At 57.1% G+C, this 21,768-nt stretch carries 20 protein-coding genes; 9 read left to right on the top strand and 11 right to left on the bottom strand.

The window, feature by feature from the left end; all coding sequences use genetic code 11:
• Positions 1-47: 47 nt before the first annotated feature.
• Positions 48-1,118, bottom strand: coding sequence for a sensor histidine kinase (locus R3F64_RS14895; protein ID WP_332612290.1), 1,071 nt, complete (start codon positions 1,116-1,118; stop codon positions 48-50).
• Positions 1,119-1,279: 161 nt separating this feature from the next.
• Entirely contained in the window at positions 1,280-1,984 is a 705-nt protein-coding gene (locus R3F64_RS14890; RefSeq protein WP_085920264.1) for a response regulator transcription factor, read from the bottom strand.
• Between the two features lie 399 nt (positions 1,985-2,383).
• On the opposite strand from R3F64_RS14890, the gene R3F64_RS14885 reads away from it, so the two are divergent.
• Positions 2,384-4,225, top strand: coding sequence for a DUF3413 domain-containing protein (locus R3F64_RS14885; RefSeq protein WP_332612288.1), 1,842 nt, complete (start codon positions 2,384-2,386; stop codon positions 4,223-4,225).
• A gap of 2 nt (positions 4,226-4,227) precedes the next feature.
• Here the strand turns inward: R3F64_RS14885 and R3F64_RS14880 are convergent, their stop codons facing one another.
• The 6 genes from R3F64_RS14880 to R3F64_RS14855 form a co-directional block, all read right to left on the bottom strand.
• Entirely contained in the window at positions 4,228-4,608 is a 381-nt protein-coding gene (locus tag R3F64_RS14880) for a hypothetical protein (protein WP_332612286.1), read from the bottom strand.
• A 121-nt stretch (positions 4,609-4,729) separates the two neighbouring features.
• Positions 4,730-5,881, bottom strand: a complete 1,152-nt coding sequence (locus tag R3F64_RS14875) for an alpha/beta hydrolase (protein WP_264824447.1) — start codon at positions 5,879-5,881, stop codon at positions 4,730-4,732.
• A gap of 131 nt (positions 5,882-6,012) precedes the next feature.
• Complete coding sequence (locus R3F64_RS14870; RefSeq protein ID WP_085920260.1) at positions 6,013-6,438, bottom strand: Rid family hydrolase; 426 nt, start codon at positions 6,436-6,438, stop codon at positions 6,013-6,015.
• Between the two features lie 78 nt (positions 6,439-6,516).
• On the bottom strand, positions 6,517-7,899 hold the full coding sequence (locus R3F64_RS14865) for an ATP-binding protein (protein ID WP_264824445.1): 1,383 nt from the start codon (positions 7,897-7,899) through the stop codon (positions 6,517-6,519).
• Positions 7,868-8,554 (bottom strand): response regulator transcription factor, encoded by a 687-nt coding sequence (locus tag R3F64_RS14860; protein ID WP_085920258.1) that lies wholly within the window; start codon positions 8,552-8,554, stop codon positions 7,868-7,870. Before R3F64_RS14860 ends, R3F64_RS14865 begins: the two co-directional genes overlap by 32 nt.
• Positions 8,554-9,369 carry a MipA/OmpV family protein gene (locus tag R3F64_RS14855; protein ID WP_199284767.1) on the bottom strand — a complete coding sequence of 272 codons (816 nt, stop codon included), beginning with the start codon at positions 9,367-9,369 and terminating at the stop codon, positions 8,554-8,556. Before R3F64_RS14855 ends, R3F64_RS14860 begins: the two co-directional genes overlap by 1 nt.
• 211 nt (positions 9,370-9,580) lie before the next feature.
• Between R3F64_RS14855 and R3F64_RS14850 the strand changes: the two genes are divergently transcribed.
• From R3F64_RS14850 to R3F64_RS14840, 3 genes are read left to right on the top strand one after another with little or no spacing between them, the layout of a single operon-like run.
• Positions 9,581-10,702: an efflux RND transporter periplasmic adaptor subunit gene (locus tag R3F64_RS14850; RefSeq protein ID WP_332612281.1), complete on the top strand. Its 1,122-nt coding sequence runs from the start codon at positions 9,581-9,583 to the stop codon at positions 10,700-10,702.
• Positions 10,699-13,758: an efflux RND transporter permease subunit gene (locus R3F64_RS14845; protein ID WP_332612279.1), complete on the top strand. Its 3,060-nt coding sequence runs from the start codon at positions 10,699-10,701 to the stop codon at positions 13,756-13,758. Before R3F64_RS14850 ends, R3F64_RS14845 begins: the two co-directional genes overlap by 4 nt.
• 8 nt (positions 13,759-13,766) lie before the next feature.
• Complete coding sequence (locus R3F64_RS14840) at positions 13,767-14,909, top strand: amidohydrolase family protein (RefSeq protein ID WP_332612277.1); 1,143 nt, start codon at positions 13,767-13,769, stop codon at positions 14,907-14,909.
• 206 nt (positions 14,910-15,115) lie between these two features.
• Here the strand turns inward: R3F64_RS14840 and R3F64_RS14835 are convergent, their stop codons facing one another.
• Complete coding sequence (locus tag R3F64_RS14835; RefSeq protein WP_422823505.1) at positions 15,116-15,637, bottom strand: hypothetical protein; 522 nt, start codon at positions 15,635-15,637, stop codon at positions 15,116-15,118.
• Positions 15,638-15,779: 142 nt separating this feature from the next.
• Here R3F64_RS14835 and R3F64_RS14830 point away from each other — a divergent pair, with 142 nt between their 5' ends.
• On the top strand, positions 15,780-15,932 hold the full coding sequence (locus tag R3F64_RS14830) for a hypothetical protein (protein ID WP_176243727.1): 153 nt from the start codon (positions 15,780-15,782) through the stop codon (positions 15,930-15,932).
• A 28-nt stretch (positions 15,933-15,960) separates the two neighbouring features.
• Positions 15,961-16,527 carry a sugar O-acetyltransferase gene (locus tag R3F64_RS14825; RefSeq protein WP_199284770.1) on the top strand — a complete coding sequence of 189 codons (567 nt, stop codon included), beginning with the start codon at positions 15,961-15,963 and terminating at the stop codon, positions 16,525-16,527.
• Positions 16,528-16,664: 137 nt separating this feature from the next.
• Here the strand turns inward: R3F64_RS14825 and R3F64_RS14820 are convergent, their stop codons facing one another.
• Complete coding sequence (locus tag R3F64_RS14820; RefSeq protein WP_268901059.1) at positions 16,665-17,408, bottom strand: SDR family oxidoreductase; 744 nt, start codon at positions 17,406-17,408, stop codon at positions 16,665-16,667.
• 201 nt (positions 17,409-17,609) lie between these two features.
• Between R3F64_RS14820 and R3F64_RS14815 the strand changes: the two genes are divergently transcribed.
• Entirely contained in the window at positions 17,610-18,530 is a 921-nt protein-coding gene (locus R3F64_RS14815) for an AraC family transcriptional regulator (RefSeq protein ID WP_264824440.1), read from the top strand.
• A gap of 25 nt (positions 18,531-18,555) precedes the next feature.
• Here R3F64_RS14815 and R3F64_RS14810 read toward each other — a convergent pair whose 3' ends face one another.
• A complete protein-coding gene (locus R3F64_RS14810) occupies positions 18,556-18,948 on the bottom strand; it encodes a RidA family protein (protein WP_264824439.1) in 393 nt (130 codons plus the stop codon).
• A gap of 140 nt (positions 18,949-19,088) precedes the next feature.
• On the opposite strand from R3F64_RS14810, the gene R3F64_RS14805 reads away from it, so the two are divergent.
• Positions 19,089-20,003, top strand: coding sequence for a LysR family transcriptional regulator (locus R3F64_RS14805; RefSeq protein ID WP_085920188.1), 915 nt, complete (start codon positions 19,089-19,091; stop codon positions 20,001-20,003).
• Between the two features lie 89 nt (positions 20,004-20,092).
• A complete protein-coding gene (locus R3F64_RS14800; protein ID WP_199284773.1) occupies positions 20,093-21,748 on the top strand; it encodes an FMN-binding glutamate synthase family protein in 1,656 nt (551 codons plus the stop codon).
• Positions 21,749-21,768 lie beyond the last annotated feature (20 nt).

The raw sequence follows: 21,768 nt of genomic DNA, 5'->3' as shown, positions 1-21,768 counted from the left end.
TTCCTTGAACCGCCATTTGAAGAATTGTATTAACCTGGTCTTTTGGATCACCATGAAAGACGGGCGACGACACGCTTCTCATCAGCGAGTAGCGAAAACGACCAGCCATTGCGCTCACAAAGCCGTTGCACGATACCCAGACCAAGACCATAACCCCGCGAAGAGGACACCTCAGTCGGCGCGTGCCGCTTTTCAGCGTCACTGCTCACCTGATTGGTGACCAGGAGCTCATGCTCTTTAATACGAATCGTGATCGGGCCGTGCGCGTGGAGCGTATGCTCGAACGCATTTCGCACCAGATTATTGACCGCAATAGAAAAGGCCTGCGGATGTCCGTTGACTTTGGGGTTTGCGAGTTCGTCGATATCCACATCGACGAACTGGCGGGTCAGCAGGTAGCGCTGCTGATCAATAGCCTTGCTCACCAGCGGCATCACTAAAAACTGCTCGTCATATAACCCGTCGTCGGTTTCGCGAGCGAGGCACAAGAACATTTCAATCGTGGTTTTCATATCGAGCGTTGCGCGCCTCACTCGATCAAGCGCCTTCACATCGGTCGCTGAAAGGTTGCTTTGTTCCAGCAGCTCAAGTGCGCCTGTTATGACCGTGATCGGCGTCCGCAACTCATGACTGGCTGAACTGGTAAAATATCTTTCCCTCTCAACAAATGCGCTGATACGCTCAAGCGTCTTCTCGATGGTCCTGGCGAGCACGCCAACCTCATCATCACCGAATCGGCTGGCCTCTATGCGTTTATGATCTTCGGCCGATAGTCGTTCCGGGTCGATGTCTGCGACCGCTTCGGCGAGTTGCGCCACGGGGGCGACGGCTTTGCGCATAACCACCACGCCCAGCGCGAAACCAAGCGTCGCGAGTGCTCCAACGGCACCGGTAATAAAAAGCAGCCACCACCAATCCTCTGACGACGCCGCTTCAATCCCGGCAACATCGAACACCACAAAGCCGTGTTGCTGGTCATTGTCGGTCGGTACTACCGCGACATGCAGTTCTTTTTCTTCGAATTCGTACAACCCTTCATCGGGATTGGTTTGCGCCCATTCCCGCAGTGATTCAGGCAAGCGACCGATCTCATCGTATCCGCGAAGGTTCATCGGCATAGCGGGGTAGCTCTCTGCGGCACGCTGCAGCTGATGCTGGAGCACCCGGTCTTCGGTAAACCTGATCGCCGCGAAGAAAGCGAGCCCCCAGGCCACGCTCAGTACAGCTACGCACACTGCAAATGCAATGGCGACACGTGTGCGTAAACTGTGCCGGTACATTACTGAGTATCCTCTGCAATTCGGTAACCGATGCGATGCACGGTGTGAATTAACGGACTATTAAACGGCCTATCGATAGCCTGGCGCAGCTTGTACAAGTGCGAGCGAAGCGCATCGCCATCGGGGCGCTCCTCAGCCCACAACAAGGTTTCGAGGTCATCGCGAGCCACAACAGACGGCGCTTCTTCCATCAAGCGTTGCAGTAGTCGCATGCCGGCAGGGGTAAGGTCGATGCGCTGACCCGCACGATGCACTTGCAGCGTGGATCTATTCATCGTCAGATCACCAACCGTCAACAGGTCGTCAGTCTTTCCGTGACTACGTTTGCAAAGCGCCTGCAGTCGCGCATGTAGCTCTTGTAAGGCGAATGGCTTGACCAAATAGTCATCGGCGCCCGCCTCGAACCCCTTAAGCTTATCGTCAAGCGTGTCTCTCGCCGTTAGCATGAGCACGGGCGTTTCTACTTTGGCATCGGCCCGCAGCTTTGTGCAGAAACTTAGGCCATCCATCCCCGGAAGCATCAGGTCCAGGACGATAACGTCGAATGGATTCGTCAACGCCAGGTACATCGCGCTGATACCGTCATAGGCAAAATCCACAACATAGCTATGCTTTTCAAGATACGCAGCGATGTTCTCGCAAATGTCGCGGTTGTCTTCGACAATCAGCACTCTAACCGGTGCCGCTCCAAGCACGTTTCCCATCTGCTGATCTCCCCTTTCAGGCATAACCCGGTCGCAGACCCATTAGTGGCTCGGCCTCGCTGCCTTGATGAAACTTTGACAGGTTAGCAAAGCGGATGTGACTAAAACGTCGCTGAAATGTGAAAGCGACAATCTAGTGACAATAACAAATGCGAATCGGACGGTGCCGGCTTATTCGGCACCGTGTCTGACCTTTTGGTCGGACGCCAGCGCTCGCATGGATTGATCTTCGTCGCATGGGACGAGGCTGTACGGTAATGCGTCTTTAAGAAGTCTTGGCGGGGGTCGGAACGATAAAGAAGTATTGCGTAAGTCTTCAGTAAGTGAGCGGCTGTGACAGTCAACACGCTTTCCATTCAACGTTGACTGAAGGGCCTCTGGTCTTTGGAGACTTCGCGCATGATCTACCGACTCCTGCACCGGTGGCGCTGGCTTGGCGCCTGGACCCTGGCCAACCTGCTGCTTACCTGGATGATCTCGCTGCGCTATGTCGGCTATATCCAGCCCGAGGGGGCCGAGCAGTGGAGCTACCTGCTGATGGTTTTCCTCGGCCATCTCTCGCTGCTGGTATGGCTGGCCGCTCTGCCGATGTTCCTGCTGGCCACGCTTTTACGCGGCATCGGACTATGGCTGATGACGACCCTGTGGGCGAGTGGCCTGCAGCTGTTGCTGCTGCTTGATACTTTCGTCTACGCTCAGTATCGCTTCCACCTGAGCGGCTTCATCCTTGACCTGCTGCTCAACGCCGGGGGAGACGTGTTCAGCTTCTCATGGGTTGCCTGGGCACTGGCCGTCGGTGGCGTGCTGGGCATGTTGGCGGTGCAGGGTGGTCTCGGGCTGCTGTTCAGGCGGCGTCCACCGTCACGGCCTGTGGGCGCAATGCTGGTAGTGAGTTTGTTGGCCCTGCTGGGGGTGCACGGTTGGCATGCCTGGGCGGATGCCCACTACGACCGCGACATCACCGGCATGACGCGTCATGTGCCGGTCTTCTATCCGGCCACTGCCAAGCGCTTCTTCGTCAAGCACGGGTGGGTCGACCCCCAGGCGGTACGTGATCGGGTGGATCTCGAGGCGACGGAGGGCGAGGCGCAGGATTTGGTCTACCCCTCCGCGCCCCTGAGCTGCTCGCCGTCGGTGTCTACCGACAACCTGCTGCTGGTGCTGCTGGATACCCTGCGTCACGACATGCTCACGCCTGAGGTGATGCCGAATCTTTACCGGTACGCCCATCAACCCGGTTGGTTCAGGGCGCGTGAGCATATCAGTGGTGGCAATTCCACCAAGGCCGGCGTCTTCAGCCTCTTCTATGGCCTGCCCGTCACCTACTGGGATGCATTTACTGCCAGCCAGACGCCCCCGGTGCTGATGGAGCGATTAAAGGCCGCCGATTACCGCTTTCAGGTTCTCTCTTCGGCGACGTTGGTGAGCCCTGCCTTTGACCGTAACGTTTTTGCCGGCCTCAAGGATGTCTCGCTGGAGCCAGCAAAGGGCGAGCCCTGGGAGCGCGATCAGCAGGTCACCGATGACTGGCTAGCCTGGATGGACAACGAAGAGGCAAAGTCAGATGAGCGCCCGTTCTTTGGTTTCCTGTTCTATGACGCCGTGCACGGCTATAGCCATCCGCCAGACTTCCCGCGCTTCACGCCCTATTGGGAGCATATCAACCACCTGAGCCTGGGGCCTGACTTCGACCCCGAACCTTACTGGAACCGCTATCGCACGGCGGCGCGCTATGTGGATCAGCAATTGGGGCGGGTACTCGATGACCTGGAACGTCGTGGGCGGCTTGAGGATACGGCGATTGTGATTACCTCCGACCACGGTGAGTCCTTCAACGAACATGGCAAGAACTACTGGGGACATGGCAGCAACTATACGCCGGAGCAGGTCCAGGTCCCGCTGGTGATGCATTTGCCGGGACGCTCCGGTGGTGCGCTGAAGCGGCGAACGCACCACGCCGATATCGCACCGACGCTGCTCGAGGAACTACTCGACTGTGAGTCGGCGCCTCAGCATTACACCCTGGGGCAAAGCCTGTTGGACGCCGCCCCCCATCGCGACTGGATGCTTTCAGGCAGCTACATGGGTTATGGCATCCTGATGCCCGACTATCAGGTGGCCGTGCACCCGACAGGTGCCTTTGCAGTCTATGACTACCGCATGAACGAACTCGACGATATCCAGCTTGAGGCCCGGGTGTCGAACCAGGTACTCAGAGCGCTGTCGAGGTTCTATCGCTAATTCTATGCCAACATATATATAACGACGAGAGATCCAGTACCTGCCACTCCTATTATATTGGTGAGTTCTATTATCTCATCCTCAATATGACTCAGCAGCCAAGCTGTCGTGTCTTTTGATTTTATTTTGGAAAACATGAAGGCTGTCGTGCTAGCTTCAACACTGAAGACGGCAATGATGATTTCAATTGACTTTGCATCAAGCATGATAATGGGTAAAGCTAGAAAAAGAGTTAAAGAAGTTGCTATGCGTAAAGCAAAGTGCTGTAAATGGCTTAAGCTTTCAGGAGCATCAGATAACCAAACGTTTGAAAATAAAGTCTTCTCTTCCACGCGTCGCGTTAGAAAAAAATACTTGGATAGTGAAGACTTGGATATAAGCATGTTATTTCACCTGTTTTTTCTCAACGTTCATGTGCTATACGGCGATCGCTCGACCTTCGTTACTATTGATCGGGCGGCTCATCTCAAGGAATCCTGCTAACTTCAGTCGATTTTTCGTCGCTTAGTCACCTGTCACCTCGCGGATATTGTCGAGGAGTTCGAGAAAATAAGGATTCCAGGTTAATCGGGCATGGTATTTGTCCGCATCGCGCTGCCCCCATGCGCTAAACCACAGGGTGTCAGGGTCATCGGGCGGGGTGAGGTCGTCCTGGCCGTTTTCCAGCATGAGGTAGCTTCCCGCTTCCCCGTAATACCTATTCTCCGGCGCAAACAGCACATTCATGTGGGAAAAGTTGCTGATCCGCCGGTCGGGCAGGTAGCTGGTGAGGGGCGTAACGCGGGGATCGTCGAGGTGAGCCGGGGTGTCGCCGTACCATACGAAGCGTGATGACGGATGAGTAAAGCGGGTTTGAAAGGCATCGAGCGTCGCGTCGGGGTCGAGAACGCTGTCGTGCTGGCTCATGGTCATCAGCACGGGCTTATCGAAGCGCTCGGCATGGAGGTTTTTTTGCACGGCACTGACCGAGCGATAATACAGCGAGGCGCCGCGCGACGGCAGCGACCGGTACGTGACGATATTGTCCTCGTCGTCGATGTCGAGCCAGTCCCAGAAATGGGCAATTGCCGGGGCAAGAAACAGGTAATGGCTATCGGGGTAAAAGCCTGGGGAAAACAGCAGCAGCCCGTCGACATTGTCGTCGTGGTACGCATGGGTGGTGACCAGGTTGCCTCCGGTCGAGAAGCCACCCAACCAGAGTTCATCAACTTCATCTGCAAGCAGCTTGGTGTGATGGGCAACGGCGCTTTCCCAATCGTCATGGTCCGGCAACATCAGGTCGGCGGGGCGGCTGCCATGGCCGGGCAACAGAATCGAACGTACCAGCCAGCCGTCTTCCGCCATGGCGCTGGCCATATCCGTGAAATACCAAGGGCTTGAGCCCAATCCGTGCACGAACAGGATGCCGCGTTTTGCCTGTGTCGCCGGACGGCGCTCAAACGGTGCGTTGAGCGCTATCTCGCGGTGGCGGTCGTCACCGATGAAGGCGCGATTGTCGGCAATCCACGCCCGGGTGTCGCGAACGTACTCATCGAAGCTTGGTTGATCATGGCGCGGCAGGCTGCCCGAAGGTTGGAAACGCGGGGAGTCCGGCGGTACGGCGCAAGAGGCCAGCAATACCAGGGCGGAAAGCAGTACGCTTAGGCGAAGAAACATGGAAGTCTCCATCGGTGGGTGCTTACCTTTGTCAGCGCGTCGCTATGCGTTGCTTACCGGGAATGGTCGGGTAAACGGGCGAGGCGTTAGCTTACAAGCAGAACAAGGACGCCATGAGCGCCGACGATGATTCAGTTGTTCAAGGTGAACCCTGGCAGCACCGCTTCGGCCTCGATAGCGATCAACCATTCCGGTTCGGCTAGGCCGTGTACCATCAGCCAGGTGGCCGCTGGTGGCGCACTGGAGAAGCGGCGCTTAAGCGCTTCCATTACCACGTCCTGCTCGTAACGGGCCGATTCGGCCAGATAGATTCTCAGCATCACTACCCGCGAAAGGTCGCCATCAAGGTTCAATAGCAACCGTTCGACGTTGTCCAGTGCGGCCTCTGTTTGCGCTGCCAGCTCAGGCCCCGCCAAGTGGCCCTGGGTATCGACGCCTACCTGGCTGGACATCAGCACCCGGCATCCACCCTGGACCAGCACGGCCTGGCTGTGCCCTTCGTCCAGGGTATCGGGCAGGTTGGTCGGATTCAGGGGTTGGCGCCTTAAGATTTGCATAGCAACCTCGTTGGTAAGCTGATGGTTATCACGATCACTCGATCCATTGGGCGTGATGCGCTACAGAGCGCTTTTAAATCAATCGCTATCATTGGCATCGCTCGCTCTGCATAGCGTCATGGCCAAACCGGGGTGGGCGTTGTGGGCCGTAAGCACCCAACCGTGTGCCATGGCAATCTCCTGGCAGATGGCCAGCCCCAATCCAGCGCCATGGTCGCGCCGATGCGCCCCACGCCAGAAACGTGAGAACAGCAGGGCCAATTGTTCTGGTTCGACGCCTGGGCCACGGTCACGCACAGTTATTATATTTTCCTGGATCTCCATGCTGACGAGCGTCTGCTCGGGAGCATGCTGAATAGCGTTCTCCAGCAAGTTCTTGAGCAGGGTGAAGCATGCCCCGCGATCGGCCTTCCATGTCACTCCTTGATCCGCGGCAAGTACCGTTAAATGAACGTCGGCGGATTCCGCCATGCGTTGCAAGTAGGTGGAAGCTTCGTGGGCGATGTCGTGCATTCGAACAACGCTAAACTGGTAGTTGTGCGCCTCGCTCGCTTCGGCCAGCAGTAGCAGTTGTTGCACTTGCCGGGTCATGTACTCGACATCGCTCAATAGCGCCTGGCGGTCATTTCGCCCTTCCTCAAGCAACTCAACCTGCCCGCGGATCAGCGCCAGGGGCGTTTTTAACTCGTGGGCCGCGTGGCCGAGAAACTCCTGCTGGAGGCGATAACCCCGCTCAAGGCGTTCCAGAGCGTGATTGAAGCTATGTACCAGCGGGGCAATTTCCACAGGCACGGCGTCCGTATCGAGCCGGGCGTCTATAGAGCGCGGCGAGATAGCCGCCGCCGATTTGGAAACATCGCGCAGCGGCTTGAGGGTTAAGCGCAAGGTAATGTAGGCGCATAGACCGAAGGCAACGAACATGACAAAGCCAAACACCAGTACGCCCGCTGCCACCAGTGGAAAGGCGACGAGATAGAGGACATCAACGAATCTTGAACTGGCGACGAACTGCAGATACCACGTTCTTCCACCATGCTCAAAGGGCTCCGTGGCGCCGTAGAAAGTTCTGTCATCATACTCAAAGGAAAAGGTGCCACGCGCCAAACGTAGAGCCTCGCCGTCGGCTGGCCAGAAAGCTTCTCCGGCACTCGAGGCCACTGCCACGTTCCCGGCATCATCCAGAATCCGGTACGCCGTCTCGCGTTGTGGGCCTTCGTAGAGCCAAGCGCGGTCGTTCATGCTGGCGTCGAAACCGACGGGCCGGCCACGACTGTCGAACTCGATATTATCCACCAGCCCCTCGGCCGCGTCGGCCATATCCATACGAGGCAGTAGATCGCTCTGAAGCACCACTGCGGCGGCAATGACCAGCAGTGTGATACTCAGCACCATACCCGCCAAATAGGCCAGCAGCACCTTCAGCCTGAGGCTATTGAGCGTCATCCGCTTGACGAAGCGCATATCCCATCCCCCTGACGTTGGCGATCCGCTGGCGCGAACCGATAGCAAGAAGCTTTCGGCGCAAACGGTGCAGGGCGACATCCAGGGCGTTCGGTGTCACCGCCTCACTTAGCCCCCAGGCCGCCGCCTCCAGCGCGCTGCGGCGGACTACCTCATCGTGCTTGTATAGCAGCAACTGCATGATGTGCAGCTCCGCCGGCGCGAGGGTAATGCTCTTGTCGCCGCTAAACAGAACGCCGCTTTCCGTATGCAGTCTCAGGTCGCCATAACTCGTATCGATGGGGTGGAATTCCACCGGGCGGCGCAGCAAGGCACGGACACGTGCCACCATCTCATCCATGGCAAACGGTTTGGGAAGGTAGTCGTCGGCACCGGCTTCGAGGCCTTCTAGCCGGTCATGCAGCGCATCGCGGGCTGTTAACACCAGGCAGGGCACGCTAAGGCCCGCGTTGCGCAACTTCTTGAGCAATAGCAGCCCATCGCCATCCGGCAAGCCGCGATCGAGCACCAGTGCCTGGTAGGGCATCTGCTGCACGGCAGCCCAAGCCGAATCAATGCGGTCGACCACATCAACGGCGATGCCAGCGGCCACCAACCCATTGCACATTAAATGCGCTAGCCGGTCGTGGTCCTCGATCAACAGTATGCGGCTCATCAGAAGGTATAAAGATAGCCAGCTAACACGGCGTTTTGGGTCGAACGATCCACTAGCGGACTATCTTTGATTTCGTCCGCCAGGCTCGTGACCTCAACACCTATCAGCACAGAGTGATGCTGGTCAAACTGGTACACGCCGCGCACCCCCGCCTCGATATTGACACCCGATTCCCCTGAATAGGCAGGGCGATCGAAGCGAACTTCACTATCGCGAACGCCGAAGTAGTAATCGATGTTCTTGTCGTTCTGCCAGGACGCTCCCACGTGTGGGGTTAGCATTATATGCTCGCCGAATTCCCACGTTCTCTCCAGGCCTAGGTCGAAGCGCTGCCCGTCGCTGTTGCCGGAGGCGTCGGTGAGCCATTCGGCGCTGACCTCGAACAGCTCGTTTTCCCACTCCACGTTGGCCCCCGCCCAGAAGCCCCCTTTGCGCTCGTTCATGCCGTTGAGAATTTTGGCGTCGCCTTGCTCGTAGCCGCTCTCATCGTACTGGGCGACGATACCGAAATTGAGCTGTTGTGAGTTGCTGATGACAAGACTCGGCAGTTTAAATTCGATTTCCGGACCGAAGACACTAATGTACCGGTTTTCGACCTGGAACAAGGGGAAGGGGGTGTTTTCCCTGTCGATACCGGCATAGGGGTCCTGTTCGCTTATTGCACCTATGCCCAATCCCCAAGTGGTTCCGTCTGAATATTCTTCGTCAGCGAACGCCAACGGAGAGGCAATAACAAGACCACCAATAAAGGTGGCGGTTGCCAATCTCATAGTGATGAGGCGGCCGTTCAGCAATAGCGACTGATGAGAACTCATGGTTGCACTCCTAGCATAGTGTGTAAGTGAGAACGGTATGGAAGTGCCATCATCAGGAGCGCTATCTTACGCGTTTCTTACTGGTGCCGGATTTTTTAAAACGTTACCTCAGTAAGAAATGAGAAAGGAAGGCAGGCCGATAGTGGTTCAAAAGAAATGCTTGATGTCGTTTTTCATCAACGAACAGAACATTTTGGAACAGGCCTGAATTATGTCACCTCCGACCAGAAAAATGTATTTCGGCATTATGATTGTCGTGATCGCCAGCGCTGCCGCGCTGGCGTGTATGCAGGCGGTGTCGTCGGAAAGCGATGCCGTCGCCGAACCGACGGCGCAGCCCTCACTATCCGTCAACGTGACGACCTTAGAATCTCAGACACTTCCGACGACGATTGCGGCCAATGGTGATATCGCGGCGTGGCAGGAGATCAGTATCGGCACCGAAATTAGCGGCCTGCGGCTGGTAGACGTCAAGGTAGATGTGGGTGATGAGGTTAGGGAAGGGCAAGTGCTGGCCGTTTATAACGACACCACGGTGCGCGCAGAGCTGGCGAGAAGCCGCGCCGCCGTGGCGGAAGCCGAAGCAACGCTTGCGGAAGCAACGGCCAACGCCCAGCGTGCCCGCGGTTTGAAAACCACCGGATCGCTTTCAGAACAGCAGATTCAGCGATATGAAACCGCCGAGCTCACCGCACGAGCGCGGCTAGATGTTGCACAAGCCGAGAATGAAGCTCAAGCGCTACGCCTGGCGCAGACGGAGGTGGTCGCCCCGGACGATGGCTTAGTTACCTCCCGTACAGCCACGGTAGGCGCTGTCATCGGCACTGATCAGGAGCTGTTTCGGTTGACGCGCCATGGTCGCCTGGAGTGGCGGGCAGAGGTCGCCGCGTCCGATCTGAATAAGCTGCGACCGGGCCAGACTGCCAGGGTCACCGTGCCCGGTGGATATGAGCTCGAAGGGCGCTTGCGCACCATCGCGCCGCTAGTGGACACCGCTACCCGCAATGGCCTGGTCTATGTCGATCTTCCAGTAAGCGACGTCGCCCGAGCGGGCATGTTTGCAAGGGGTAAATTCGAGCTGGGCACCCGCCAGGTGATGACGCTACCCCGCGCCTCGGTTCAGCTACGCGATGGCTTTGGCTACGTCCATCGCGTCAGCGATGAAGGCCAGATAACGGAGCAGAAAGTTGCCCTCGGCCAGCACACTGAGGATCGAATCGAAATTGTCTCAGGGCTTGAGCCCGATGACCGGGTGGTTGCCTCTGGCGGTGCGTTTCTCGGCAATGGTGACCAGGTGCGGGTGATTGAGACCGACGTCGAGGAGGGGGTATGACGTTGAATACCTCATCCTGGGCGATTCGCAATCCTATTCCGGTGGTTCTGCTCTTCATCCTATTGACCTTCTGGGGGCTCATTTCCTTCCGAGGCTTGTTTATTCAGGACTTGCCGGATGTGCAGCTGCCCCTTGTGGAGGTCTCCGCCTCGTTGCCGGGGGCGGCCCCTGCCTTGGTGGAGAACGAGGTTGCCCGCAAGATCGAGGACGCCATCGCTACCATATCCGGCGTCAAAAACATCTCTACAACGCTGACGGATGGCAATGCCGACATTGCTATCGAATTCAGGCTGGAAAAGTCCTTGCAAGAGGCTCTTGAGGATGTGCGCGACGCGGTTGCTCGCATTCGCACGGAGCTACCCGCCGACCTGCGTGATCCAGTGATTCGGAAGGGTGAGTTTTTCAGTGAGCCGATTGTACGCTACGCGGTGACCTCCTCCGATCTAGACGATGAGGCACTCTCCTGGTTCGTCGATGACAAAATGACCAAGGCCGTCTTGTCGGTGCCAGGCGTTGGCTCGGTTCGGCGTATCGGCGGGGTCGATCGCGAAGTCCGCGTGGCATTGGATCCGGACCGCCTGCTGGCACTGAATACGACAGCGCTGGATATCTCACGCCAGCTGCGCCAGGCGCAGTTGGAGGCGCCCGGTGGACGTGTGGATGTCGGCGGCGCCGAACAGGCCGTGCGCATCATTGCCAACGCTGAATCCGCCGCCGAGCTGGCGGCAATGGAGTTGGCGCTCAGCGACGGTCGGCGCATTCGCCTTGATGAGGTGGCGACGGTTACCGATACCGTGGCCGAGCGGCGCTCGATGGCATTGCTTGATGGCGCGCCCGTTGTCGGCGTCGAGATGACCCGTGCCGAGGGGTACGGCGAGGTGGATGTGGCCGAGGGGGTGCAGTCTGCGCTCGCGGCGTTGCAGGTGCAATATCCCCATGTCGAGATCGAAGAGGCCTTCAATTTCGTCGGGCCGGTGCTGGAGAACTATCAAGGCTCCTTGCACATGCTATTCGAGGGGATGGCGCTGGCGGTGCTGGTGGTGTTCTGCTTCTTGCGCAATTGGCGGGCGACACTGATTGCGGCGGTCACGCTTCCTCTCTCGATCATCCCCACCTTCGCGTTCATGCACCTGATGGGCTTCACGCTCAATGTGGTGACGTTGCTGGCGCTCTCGCTGGTGATCGGGGTGCTGGTGGACGATGCTATTGTCGAGATTGAGAACATCGAACGGCACCTGCTAATGGGCAAGCCCCCGCGCCAGGCCGCCATGGACGCGGCGGCGGAAATTGGCCTGGCTGTCGTCGCCACCACCTTTACATTGATTGCCGTGTTTCTGCCCACCGCCTTCATGAGCGGCACCGTCGGGCAATTCTTCGTTCAGTTCGGTTGGACGGCCTCGGTAGCGGTGCTGTTTTCGCTGCTGGTGGCGCGCCTGCTGACGCCCATGCTGGCTGCATATCTGCTGCGCGCACCCCAACACCCCCCTCGCGATCCAGCTTGGATCAGCCACTATCTGGTCGTTGCCCGTTGGTGCCTGCGCCACCGTAAGACAACGCTCCTCGCGGCGGCGGCCTGTTTTGCAGGCGGTATCTGGCTGGCCTCGACCCTGCCGGGAACCTTCATACCCCCCGATGATAATTCCCAGACGCAGGCGACGCTCACCTTGCCGCCCGGTAGCACCTTGTCTGAAGCGGTGGCGCTTGCCGAGCAGGCACGCTCACGGCTGGTGACGCAACGGCATGTCGTCAGCGTTTTTGCGGCCATCGGTGAGAACTCCGGCAGCAGTGACTTTGATGTGACCTCTGTGGAACTGACCATTGGTTTGGCGGAACGCGCAACCCGCGCGGGCGTTACTCAGCAAGACATAGAGCAGCAGTTGCGCGTTGCACTCGCCACACTTCCCGGCGTGCGAACTCGCGTAGGCGACGAGGGGGATGGCTATGAGTTGGTGCTCGCCGGTGAGGATAGCCGGGTGCTTGAACTGCATGCTCGCCAAGTCGAGCGGGAGATGCGCGCTATTCCCGGCATCGGTGCGGTGAGTTCGACGGCCAGCCTGGTCAGGCCTGAACTCATTGTACGCCCTGATGTTGCCCGCGCCGCTGATCTTGGGGTCTCGGCTCAGGCCATCGCCGACACGCTGAGCATCGCAACCGTGGGCGACAACGCTGAGGACCTTCCTAAGTTGAACTTCAGCTCGCGTCAGGTGCCGGTGATGGTCCGACTGGCGGATGCCGCGCGGGAGGATATGGCGACCCTTAAACGGCTACCCGTGCCTGGTGCGAACGGACCCGTGCCGCTGGAGAGCGTGGCTACCTTTGAGTGGAGCAGCGGTCCTTCGGAAATTACCCGGCATGATCGTCTGCGCAACGTCAATTTCGAGGTGAGCCTGCAAGGGCAGCCTTTGGGGGAAATCGAACAGGCCGTGCAGGCACTGCCCAGTTTACGTCAGTTGCCGCGCGGCGTGTTTCAGGCCGCAGAAGGCGATGCGGAGGAAATGGAGGAGCTTGCCTCAAGCTTCGGTATTGCCATGCTGACCGGCGTGCTGTGTATCTATATGGTGCTGGTGCTGCTGCTCAAGGATTTCACGCAGCCGGTCACCATTCTGGTGGCGCTGGTGCTCTCCATCCCCGGGGCTTTCCTGGCGTTGTTCCTCACGCAGACGCCCGTGTCGCTGCCCGCCATGATCGGATTGATCATGCTAATGGGCATCGCCACCAAGAACTCGATCCTGCTGGTCGACTACATCATTATCGCCCGTCGGGTGCATGGGTTGGAGCGCGTGGACGCCATTGTTGATGCCTGCAAGAAGCGTGTCCGGCCCATCGTGATGACCACCATTGCCATGGGGGCGGGCATGATGCCGATCGCCTTGGGCTGGGCGGGCGATCCCAGCTTCCGGGCTCCCATGGCCTTTGTGGTCATTGGTGGGCTGCTCACTTCAACGCTTTTGAGCCTGCTGGTTATCCCGGTGGTGTACAGCTACGTGGATGACATCGGCAATATCCTGGGGCGGTTCAAGCTGCGCCCAAACCACGCAACGCAAACATCGGAGTAGAAATTGTCATGAAACAGATCGAAAAAAAACTAAAGAGTCTGACAATGGGACGCCGCAGTTTTCTAACTGGCGCGGCGGCACTTGGTGTTGGTGCCGGGTTGTCCGCGCCTACCATTATCTCCAGTGCTGCTGCGACAGAGAAATCGGTCATCGCATTGCGAGACCAGGATCTGCCATTTATCGCCACGGAAGAGACCTATACTACCGAGGAACTGATCGCGCTGAACGCGATTAACGATCAACACGTAGAGTACCTCAGGGAAACGGGTCTTGCAGAACTTGGCCCTGGCCGCATCGGCGCAATGGATAAGGCGGGGATCAATGTTCAAATCCTCTCCGCGCATACGCCGGGCGTGCAGAATGTCCCTGGTCAGGAGGGCATCGATTTCGCCTATCGTCTCAACAAGATGATTGCCGATGGCCCGATGGCCACCTACCCGGGGCGGTACCAGGCCTATGCAACCTTGCCTCTGCAGAACCCGGAAGCATCAGCGGACGAACTGGAACGCGCCGTTCGGGAAGATGGCTTTCTGGGGGCCATGACCAATGGATTCATTGGCAACAAATTCCTCGACCACCCGGATTTCGAGCCACTTCTGGCGCGCGCCGAGGCACTTGATGTGCCGATATACCTGCATCCAGGCTTCCCCCCGGAAGACGTGTTCAATATTTATTACAACACCATGCGGCCAGGGTATGACCAATTGTTCCAGAACTACATTTTCAGCGGTTCAGGATATGGATGGCACCAGGAGGTGCTGACTCAATGTCTTCGACTGATCATCACTGGGGTGTTTGATAAATTTCCTAAACTGCAGATGATTATCGGCCATATGGGAGAGGGCCTGCCGTTCTACTACGAGCGTATCGTGGGAGATATGAGCGAGTCGACTGAAGACTCGCTGAACAAGCCTATCGGGCAATACTTCAGTGACAATTTCTGGTACACAACCAGCGCATTCTTCCAGGATGAACTGCTTCATCTTTTGCTGAGGTACATCAGTGTGGATCGGGTGATGTTTGGAACGGATTACCCGTTTGCAGACATGAAGCAAGGCACCGACTGGTTTAGAGCGGTGGATCTGCCCCGTGACGCCAAGGAAAAAATTGCGTTCCGGAATGCAGAAAAGCTGTTTGGAATAAAGGTCTGACGCACCGGCCCGGGATCGAATGATGCCGATTGGTTTTGGTGTCAGCGGGGCCATAATCGGAGATCACTTTGGCTGTCGCTCAAGGGTACAGCAAAAGGATGCCAAGCAAGGCCTCTTGCCTCCTTGCGCCCCTACCCGCTGCTAGAGGCTTCCACCTATTTTGATCGCTCGAAGCAAGCCGGTGTGAGCGTCATGACGCTGATAACCTAATCATCGCGGCTTAGTGACTTTGCCGGGTCCTCTGCAATAACAACCAGTTCCCGGTCATTTTCCAGCGTTGCCAGGGCAACTTGATAGCAGTCTTCGATATGACGGTTGCCCATCATCTTCATGGCGGTGTAGCTGATGCCGCCTGCCACGGCGCTGCCAACGAAGGGTACGAACTTGGAGACGCCTTTTGCAGCGACCCTGACGCCCATCTTCTGTAGCAGCATCACGATCAGCTTTTTGGTGATGTATTTCCCCGCCATCTTGCTGCCCGTGTTGGAAATGGCCGTCATCACGAACAGCTTGGCTTCGGTATCCAAACCTTCGATTTGGTCAGGCGTTAGCCCGAACTGGTGATTAATCCTGGGGATCAGCCGCATCAAGATGGCGACGTCTGAGCCTACATCCACCCCCGGCAGGGGGATGATCGCCGCGCCGGCTGAAAGGCGTGAGCTGTTCGTGACCATTGCCTGGCACGACTGCTTGATGGCATCCAGGTCTTCCCGTGACGTGATCATCATGCGTTCCTCCTTCTCGCGAATGATAGGCGCTTGGCTAACGGCGAGCAGAGACGAGAGAACCGCTATGTTAACCACCCAAAACGTTTAGTTTCTATAGGTAATCTATGCGTATCAGTATGCTATTAAACGGCGGTAGACCGCCATGGCCTTCCTGGTCATTGGCGAATTGATCACGTCTACGCTTCTGAGCCAGCTAGTGATTCCCGTTGTCTACCGTGGTGTCGATGATATCGTGAATTTGCTGCACCGCTCGACGACGAACCGGCGCGAGACAATAAAGGCCGAGGTTGATTAACATGGGGCTCTAGCAAGGAAAGCGACTAATGCGAACAGAAAAAGACAAGATGCTAGCAGGAGAACTCTATAATCCTGCTGACCCGGTATTGAGAAAAGAGCAGGAGGAAGCAAGGCGCAAAGTGAGGCAGTACAATCAAGTACTGGAAACCGACGCTCAGCGCTTGAAAGCGTTAAAAGAGTTATTTGGCTCTACAGGGGAGTGTCTTTATGTAGAGCCCAATATTCGCCTGGACTATGGATATAATATTCATGTTGGTGAAAACTTCTTTGCCAATTTCGACTGCATACTGTTGGATGTTTGTGAAATACGCTTTGGCGATAACTGCATGCTGGGGCCGAATGTGCAGATTTATACGGCCACGCATCCCCTCGATCCGCATGAGCGCAATGCGGGTAAAGAGTACGCAAAGCCGATTAGGTTTGGAGATAACGTCTGGATTGGTGGCGGTGCCATCATTAACCCGGGCGTTAGCGTAGGCAATAACGTTGTTATTGCGTCGGGTGCCGTCGTTATTAAGGATGTGCCGGATAATGTGGTGGTCGGCGGTAATCCTGCTCGGGTAATTAAAAACATTGAAGTTGATAGAGCGTAATATTGAGTTAGCGTTGAAGTAAGGAGTTGTCTTCACCTCTCTTTGCTTTATCCATATCAGTTGGAGTCAATGGAAGAATGCACTGCAGTGCGTCAGCAAACAGTGCATTTGCCAGTTAGAAGGCTAGAGGAAAGGGCTTACATTTTACTGAGCATCTCGACCGCCTGATCGAAGTGTCCGTCGCGCTCCGCCCAACGCAGGAACTTTACGTTCTCCACCAGGATTTCCTTGGGCGTGGGTTGCTTGTGAAACAGTGTCATGACCTCTTCCATATAGTCATTAAGCGGCATATAGCCTTCGCGGGTCGACTGCCCAGGTGTCAGCTCCGTCTGTACCGCAGGTGGGGCCAGCTCGATGAGTTCAACCTTGCCCTTGAGCTGCTCGCGGAGCGAGATCGTATAGGAATGGATGGCTGCCTTGGTGGCGTTGTAGGTAGGCGTGCCGCTTAACGGCACAAACGCCAGCCCTGAGGAGACATTCACGATGGCGGCGTACGGTTGGTTGACCAGGTGGTCGGTCAGGGCATTGGTCAGTCGGATCGGGCCGAGCAGATTGGTGACGATCGTCTGTTCGGCATCAATGAGGTCATGGGTGCTGGTCAAGTCCTCGCGGCGCATGATGCCCGCATTGTTGATCAAAACGTTGAGCCTGGGATGCTCGGCGACGACGCGCTCCGCAAAGGTGGTAATGGCCGTTGGGTCTTCGACATCGAGGGCCATTGCGTGCATGTCATGCTGGCCTGCAATGGTTTCCTCTAGCGGCTCCATGCGCCGCCCGGCGACGATCACAGTGTTGCCCAGCGCGTTGAATCGCAAGGCTAGTTCGCGGCCAATCCCGGAACCACCGCCGGTAATGAGCATGGTATTGCCTGATGTTTTCATGGTTAACGCCTCCATTTCTGAATAACTCGGTATGACGAATGTCTTCGGCGTGGGTGTGATCGCCGAGCTGCCCCAGTGTTAATCATTCAGTGACGGCGGGGCTTGCCAGCCCATGCGCAAAACTTGCCTAATCCTGTAAGTGCAGCGAGTTTCCTGTTGATGGATGCTAACGTTGATCAACAGGCGGCGAGAGGAAAGCAGATGAATTCACTCAAACAGGCGGTTCAAGTCTATGCCAAGCACCACGCCAATCACGATGGCTTGGTGTTCACCTCAGTGCCCGGGCTTAGCATGATGTGCGTCGAAACCCCCGCCGGTGATTTGCAATCGGTCTACAAACCGCTGGTTTGCCTGGTTTTACAGGGGGCAAAGCGGATGACGGTCGGGCACCAGACCCGAGTGGTCGCTGGTGGGGAGTCGGTGCTCGTGAGCGCGGATATGCCGGTCGTCGGACGGATTATCCAAGCCAGTCAGGACGAGCCCTACCTGGCCGTTGCGATTGACCTGGATAGAAGAATATTGCGCGAGCTTACCGCGCATATGGGCAGCACCCGCACCCAGCGCCCATCCGAGATGCAGACACTATTCGCCGAAGACACTGAAGCCGAGTTGATTGACTGCGCATCCCGGCTGATAAAACTGCTGGATCGCCCCGATTCCGCGCCGCTTCTGCGTCCCGGCATCATGCAGGAGCTGCATTATTGGCTGCTCTCGGGGCCTCACGGCAATGCACTGCGTGAGATTGCCGATCCGGATAGCTACGCAAGCCGCCTCGCGGCCGCTATCGAGATTCTCAGAGCTAACTACACGTCACGTGTGCCGGTGGAACAGTTGGCGACTGAGGCAGGCATGAGTCTTAGCTCGTTTCACAAGCATTTCAAACACATGACGTCGCTAACGCCGGGCCAATACCAGCAGCGGCTGCGCTTGATCGAAGCACGCCGCCTGATGCTTGACGAAGGTGTGACCGCGAGCAATGCCGCCTTTGAAGTCGGGTACGAGAGTGTCTCTCAGTTCACTCGCGAATACGGTCGCCTTTTCAAGATGCCACCAAAGCGTGACGCGCTGCGCTTGCAGAAAACTATCGGGGCCGCCAGTAGAAGCGCTGCTCAGCCGAGATGAGTAGGCGCTTGAGTTATCAGGGTGTTTACTCGGGTAGCTTGGCAATGACCTTGATTTCAAAGTCGAACCCCGCCAGCCACGTCACGCCGACCGCGGTCCAGTTCGGGTAGGGTTTTTCCGGAAACGCGCGCGCCTTGGCTTCCAACCAGATAGGGAATTGGGCTTCCGGGTCGGTATGGAAGCTCGTCACATCGACGATATCGTCGAAGCTTGCCCCCGCTGCTTCAAGGACACTGTGTAGATTGTCGAAGGCAAGCTGCACCTGAGATGCAAAGTCCGGCTCGGGGGAGCCGTCTTCACGACTGCCGACCTGGCCCGACACAAACAGAAAGTCGCCCGAGCGGACGGCGGCGGAATAGGTGTTCTGCTCATAAAGCGCCTGGCGGCCCTGGGGAAAAACGACGTCTCGCTTAGCCATGTGAATCTCCTTCAGTGGTCGAATTCGACCGGTGAGTTACGGTGATATCACTTTAGGCCTGCCTTTGTGGTGGATAAACGGGGGATTCTGTTCAACATTGTTTGTAGTTTTCAAACAATCACGAGGTGCTTGTCGCAACCATGGATCGTTTCAATGCAATGCAGGCCTTTGCTCGGGTGGTGGAGACGGGCAGCTTTACCAAGGCGGCTGACACACTTCACATGAGCAAGACCAGCGTGACGCAGCTCGTGCAACAACTGGAAGCGCGCCTGCGCGTCAAGCTGCTCAATCGCACCACCCGCAAGGTTAACGTCACGGCGGACGGTGCCGCCTACTACGAGCGCGTCATCAAGCTGCTGGCTGATATGGATGATGCCGAAACCAGCCTGTCCAACGCCTCGGTGTTGCCTCGCGGCCGACTGAGAGTAGATGTGCCCAGCCCTTTCGCTCGCATGATCCTGATTCCTGCCTTACCTGCTTTTCACGCTCAATATCCCGATATTCAAATCGATATGGGCGTCAGTGACCGCATGGTGGATTTAATCGATGAAAGCGTGGACTGTGTGGTTCGGGGCGGAGAGCTTACCGATTTATCTTTGATGGCACGTCGCGTGGGTGATCTGACGCTGGGTGTTTACGCTGCACCAAACTATCTAAAAAGGGCAGGTGTTCCTTCACACCCCCAAGAACTGTCGCTCCCGCCTCACTACATTGTCGGTTTCAGATGGGCACGCACAGGCTCTGCCTTTCCCTATGCCCTGCACCGCAACTCAGAGCGTGTCACCGTGCAGGGGCGCTATGTGATCTCGGTCGACGATGGCAATGCTGGGCTTGCCGCGGGCCTGGCGGGGCTCGGCGTTATTTGGTTGCCTGATTATATGGCTAGGGATCACGTATCTTGCGGCGAGTTGGTACGTTTGTTTGATGATTGGCACCTGGAGCCGATGCCAATGTACATCGCCTTTCCACCCAATCGACACGTCAGCGCCAAGCTGCGTGTGTTCATCGATTGGGTCGTCGAGTTGATGGCGCAGCATGCGCCCGTCATGGGGTAAAAGCGGCTTGGTCGATCGTGCACTCTCTGCGTTATGCTAGGCGGTTTCGCCATGTGGTGTGAAACGACTCAAACGGAGTTTGTACGCTTATGATCAACCCCCGGGGGCTTACCCGCATTCCTCTCCGACATGCCACCTTTATTGCCTGTTTGTTGCTGTTGGCGATCTCGCTGATTGGGCTGATGTTTTCAATGATGTGGCTGTGGGGCGTGGTGGTCTTCGGCCTGCTGTCGGCGCTTGGGGTCCACGATGTACGTCAGCGTCGGCGTACCGTTAGCCGTAATTACCCCATCCTGGCCCACCTACGCTATATCCTTGAGTCGATAGGCCCGGAGGTTCGGCAGTATTTTATCCAGTCGGACTTGGACGCGCGGCCTTTCTCGCGGGAACAGCGGGCGGTGGTCTATCAGCGTGCCAAGAATGAAAGCGACAAGAAGCCGTTTGGCTCGTTGTTGGACATGTATCAGCCGGGCCATGAATGGATCAATCATTCCCTTCAACCCAGCACTATCGACGATCACGATTTTCGTGTTCAGGTGGGCGGCAGCCGCTGCCGTAAGCCCTATTCCACCAGTGTGTTCAATGTTTCGGCGATGAGTTTTGGTTCGCTGTCGGCCAATGCGATTGAGGCGCTTAACGCCGGAGCGCACAAGGGTGGCTTTTATCACGATACCGGTGAGGGATCGATCTCCCGCTACCATCGCAAGCACGGTGGTGATTTAGTGTGGGAGATAGGCTCGGGCTACTTCGGCTGCCGTAACGACGATGGAACCTTCAGCGAGGAGCGCTTTGCGGCGAATGCCTGCGACGATCAGGTGAAGATGATCGAGATCAAGCTTTCCCAGGGGGCAAAGCCCGGTCATGGAGGCATTCTGCCAGGCGCCAAGGTGACTGCTGAAATCGCTGAGGCGCGGGGCGTACCGATAGGCGAGGATGTTGTCTCACCCGCCGCCCATACGGCGTTTTCAACGCCGCTGGCGTTAATGCATTTTATCGCCCGCCTGCGCGAGCTTTCCGAAGGTAAACCGGTGGGCTTCAAGCTGGCGATTGGCCATCCATGGGAGTGGTTTGCCATTGTCAAAGCCATGCTTGAAACCGGCGAGCGGCCAGATTTTATTGTGGTTGACGGAGGCGAGGGCGGCACAGGGGCAGCGCCGCTGGAATTTATCAATCGGCTCGGGGTACCGCTAACCGAGGCGCTGACTCTGGTTCACAATACGCTGGTGGGTGCTGGTCTGCGTGACGAAATTCGCATTGGAGCGGCGGGCAAGATCATGTCCGGTTTTCATATTGCCCGCACTATCGCCCTGGGAGCCGATTGGTGCAACGCCGGTCGAGGCTTCATGTTTTCACTGGGGTGTATTCAGGCGCTCAACTGTCATACCGATAAATGCCCCAGCGGGGTGGCAACCCAGGACCCGAAGCGGGGGCAGCATTTGGATGTCGCCGATAAGTCTGAACGGGTCTATCACTACCACCGCAACACCCTAAGAGCGTTGGCAGAGATGCTCGCCGCCGCCGGGCTTGGTCATACCAGTGAGCTGGGCCCAGAGCACATTATCCGGCGGGTGTCAGAAAATGAGATTCAATCCTACGATCAGCTTTTCACGTTCTTGAAGCCTAACGAGTTGCTGACCGGGAACTGCCATCACACAGTCTTTGAGCACTACTGGGAAAACGCCCGGTCAGATTCGTTCTTACCGCCTTCGCGGATTGCTCAATTGCGTTTCACTAAACTGGAGTGAACGGCATAACGGCTAGACGC

The organism is Halomonas sp. 5021, assembly GCF_036663435.1.
In the GTDB taxonomy this organism is placed as follows: domain Bacteria; phylum Pseudomonadota; class Gammaproteobacteria; order Pseudomonadales; family Halomonadaceae; genus Vreelandella; species Vreelandella janggokensis.
This window is presented reverse-complemented; position numbering and strand designations above follow the sequence as displayed.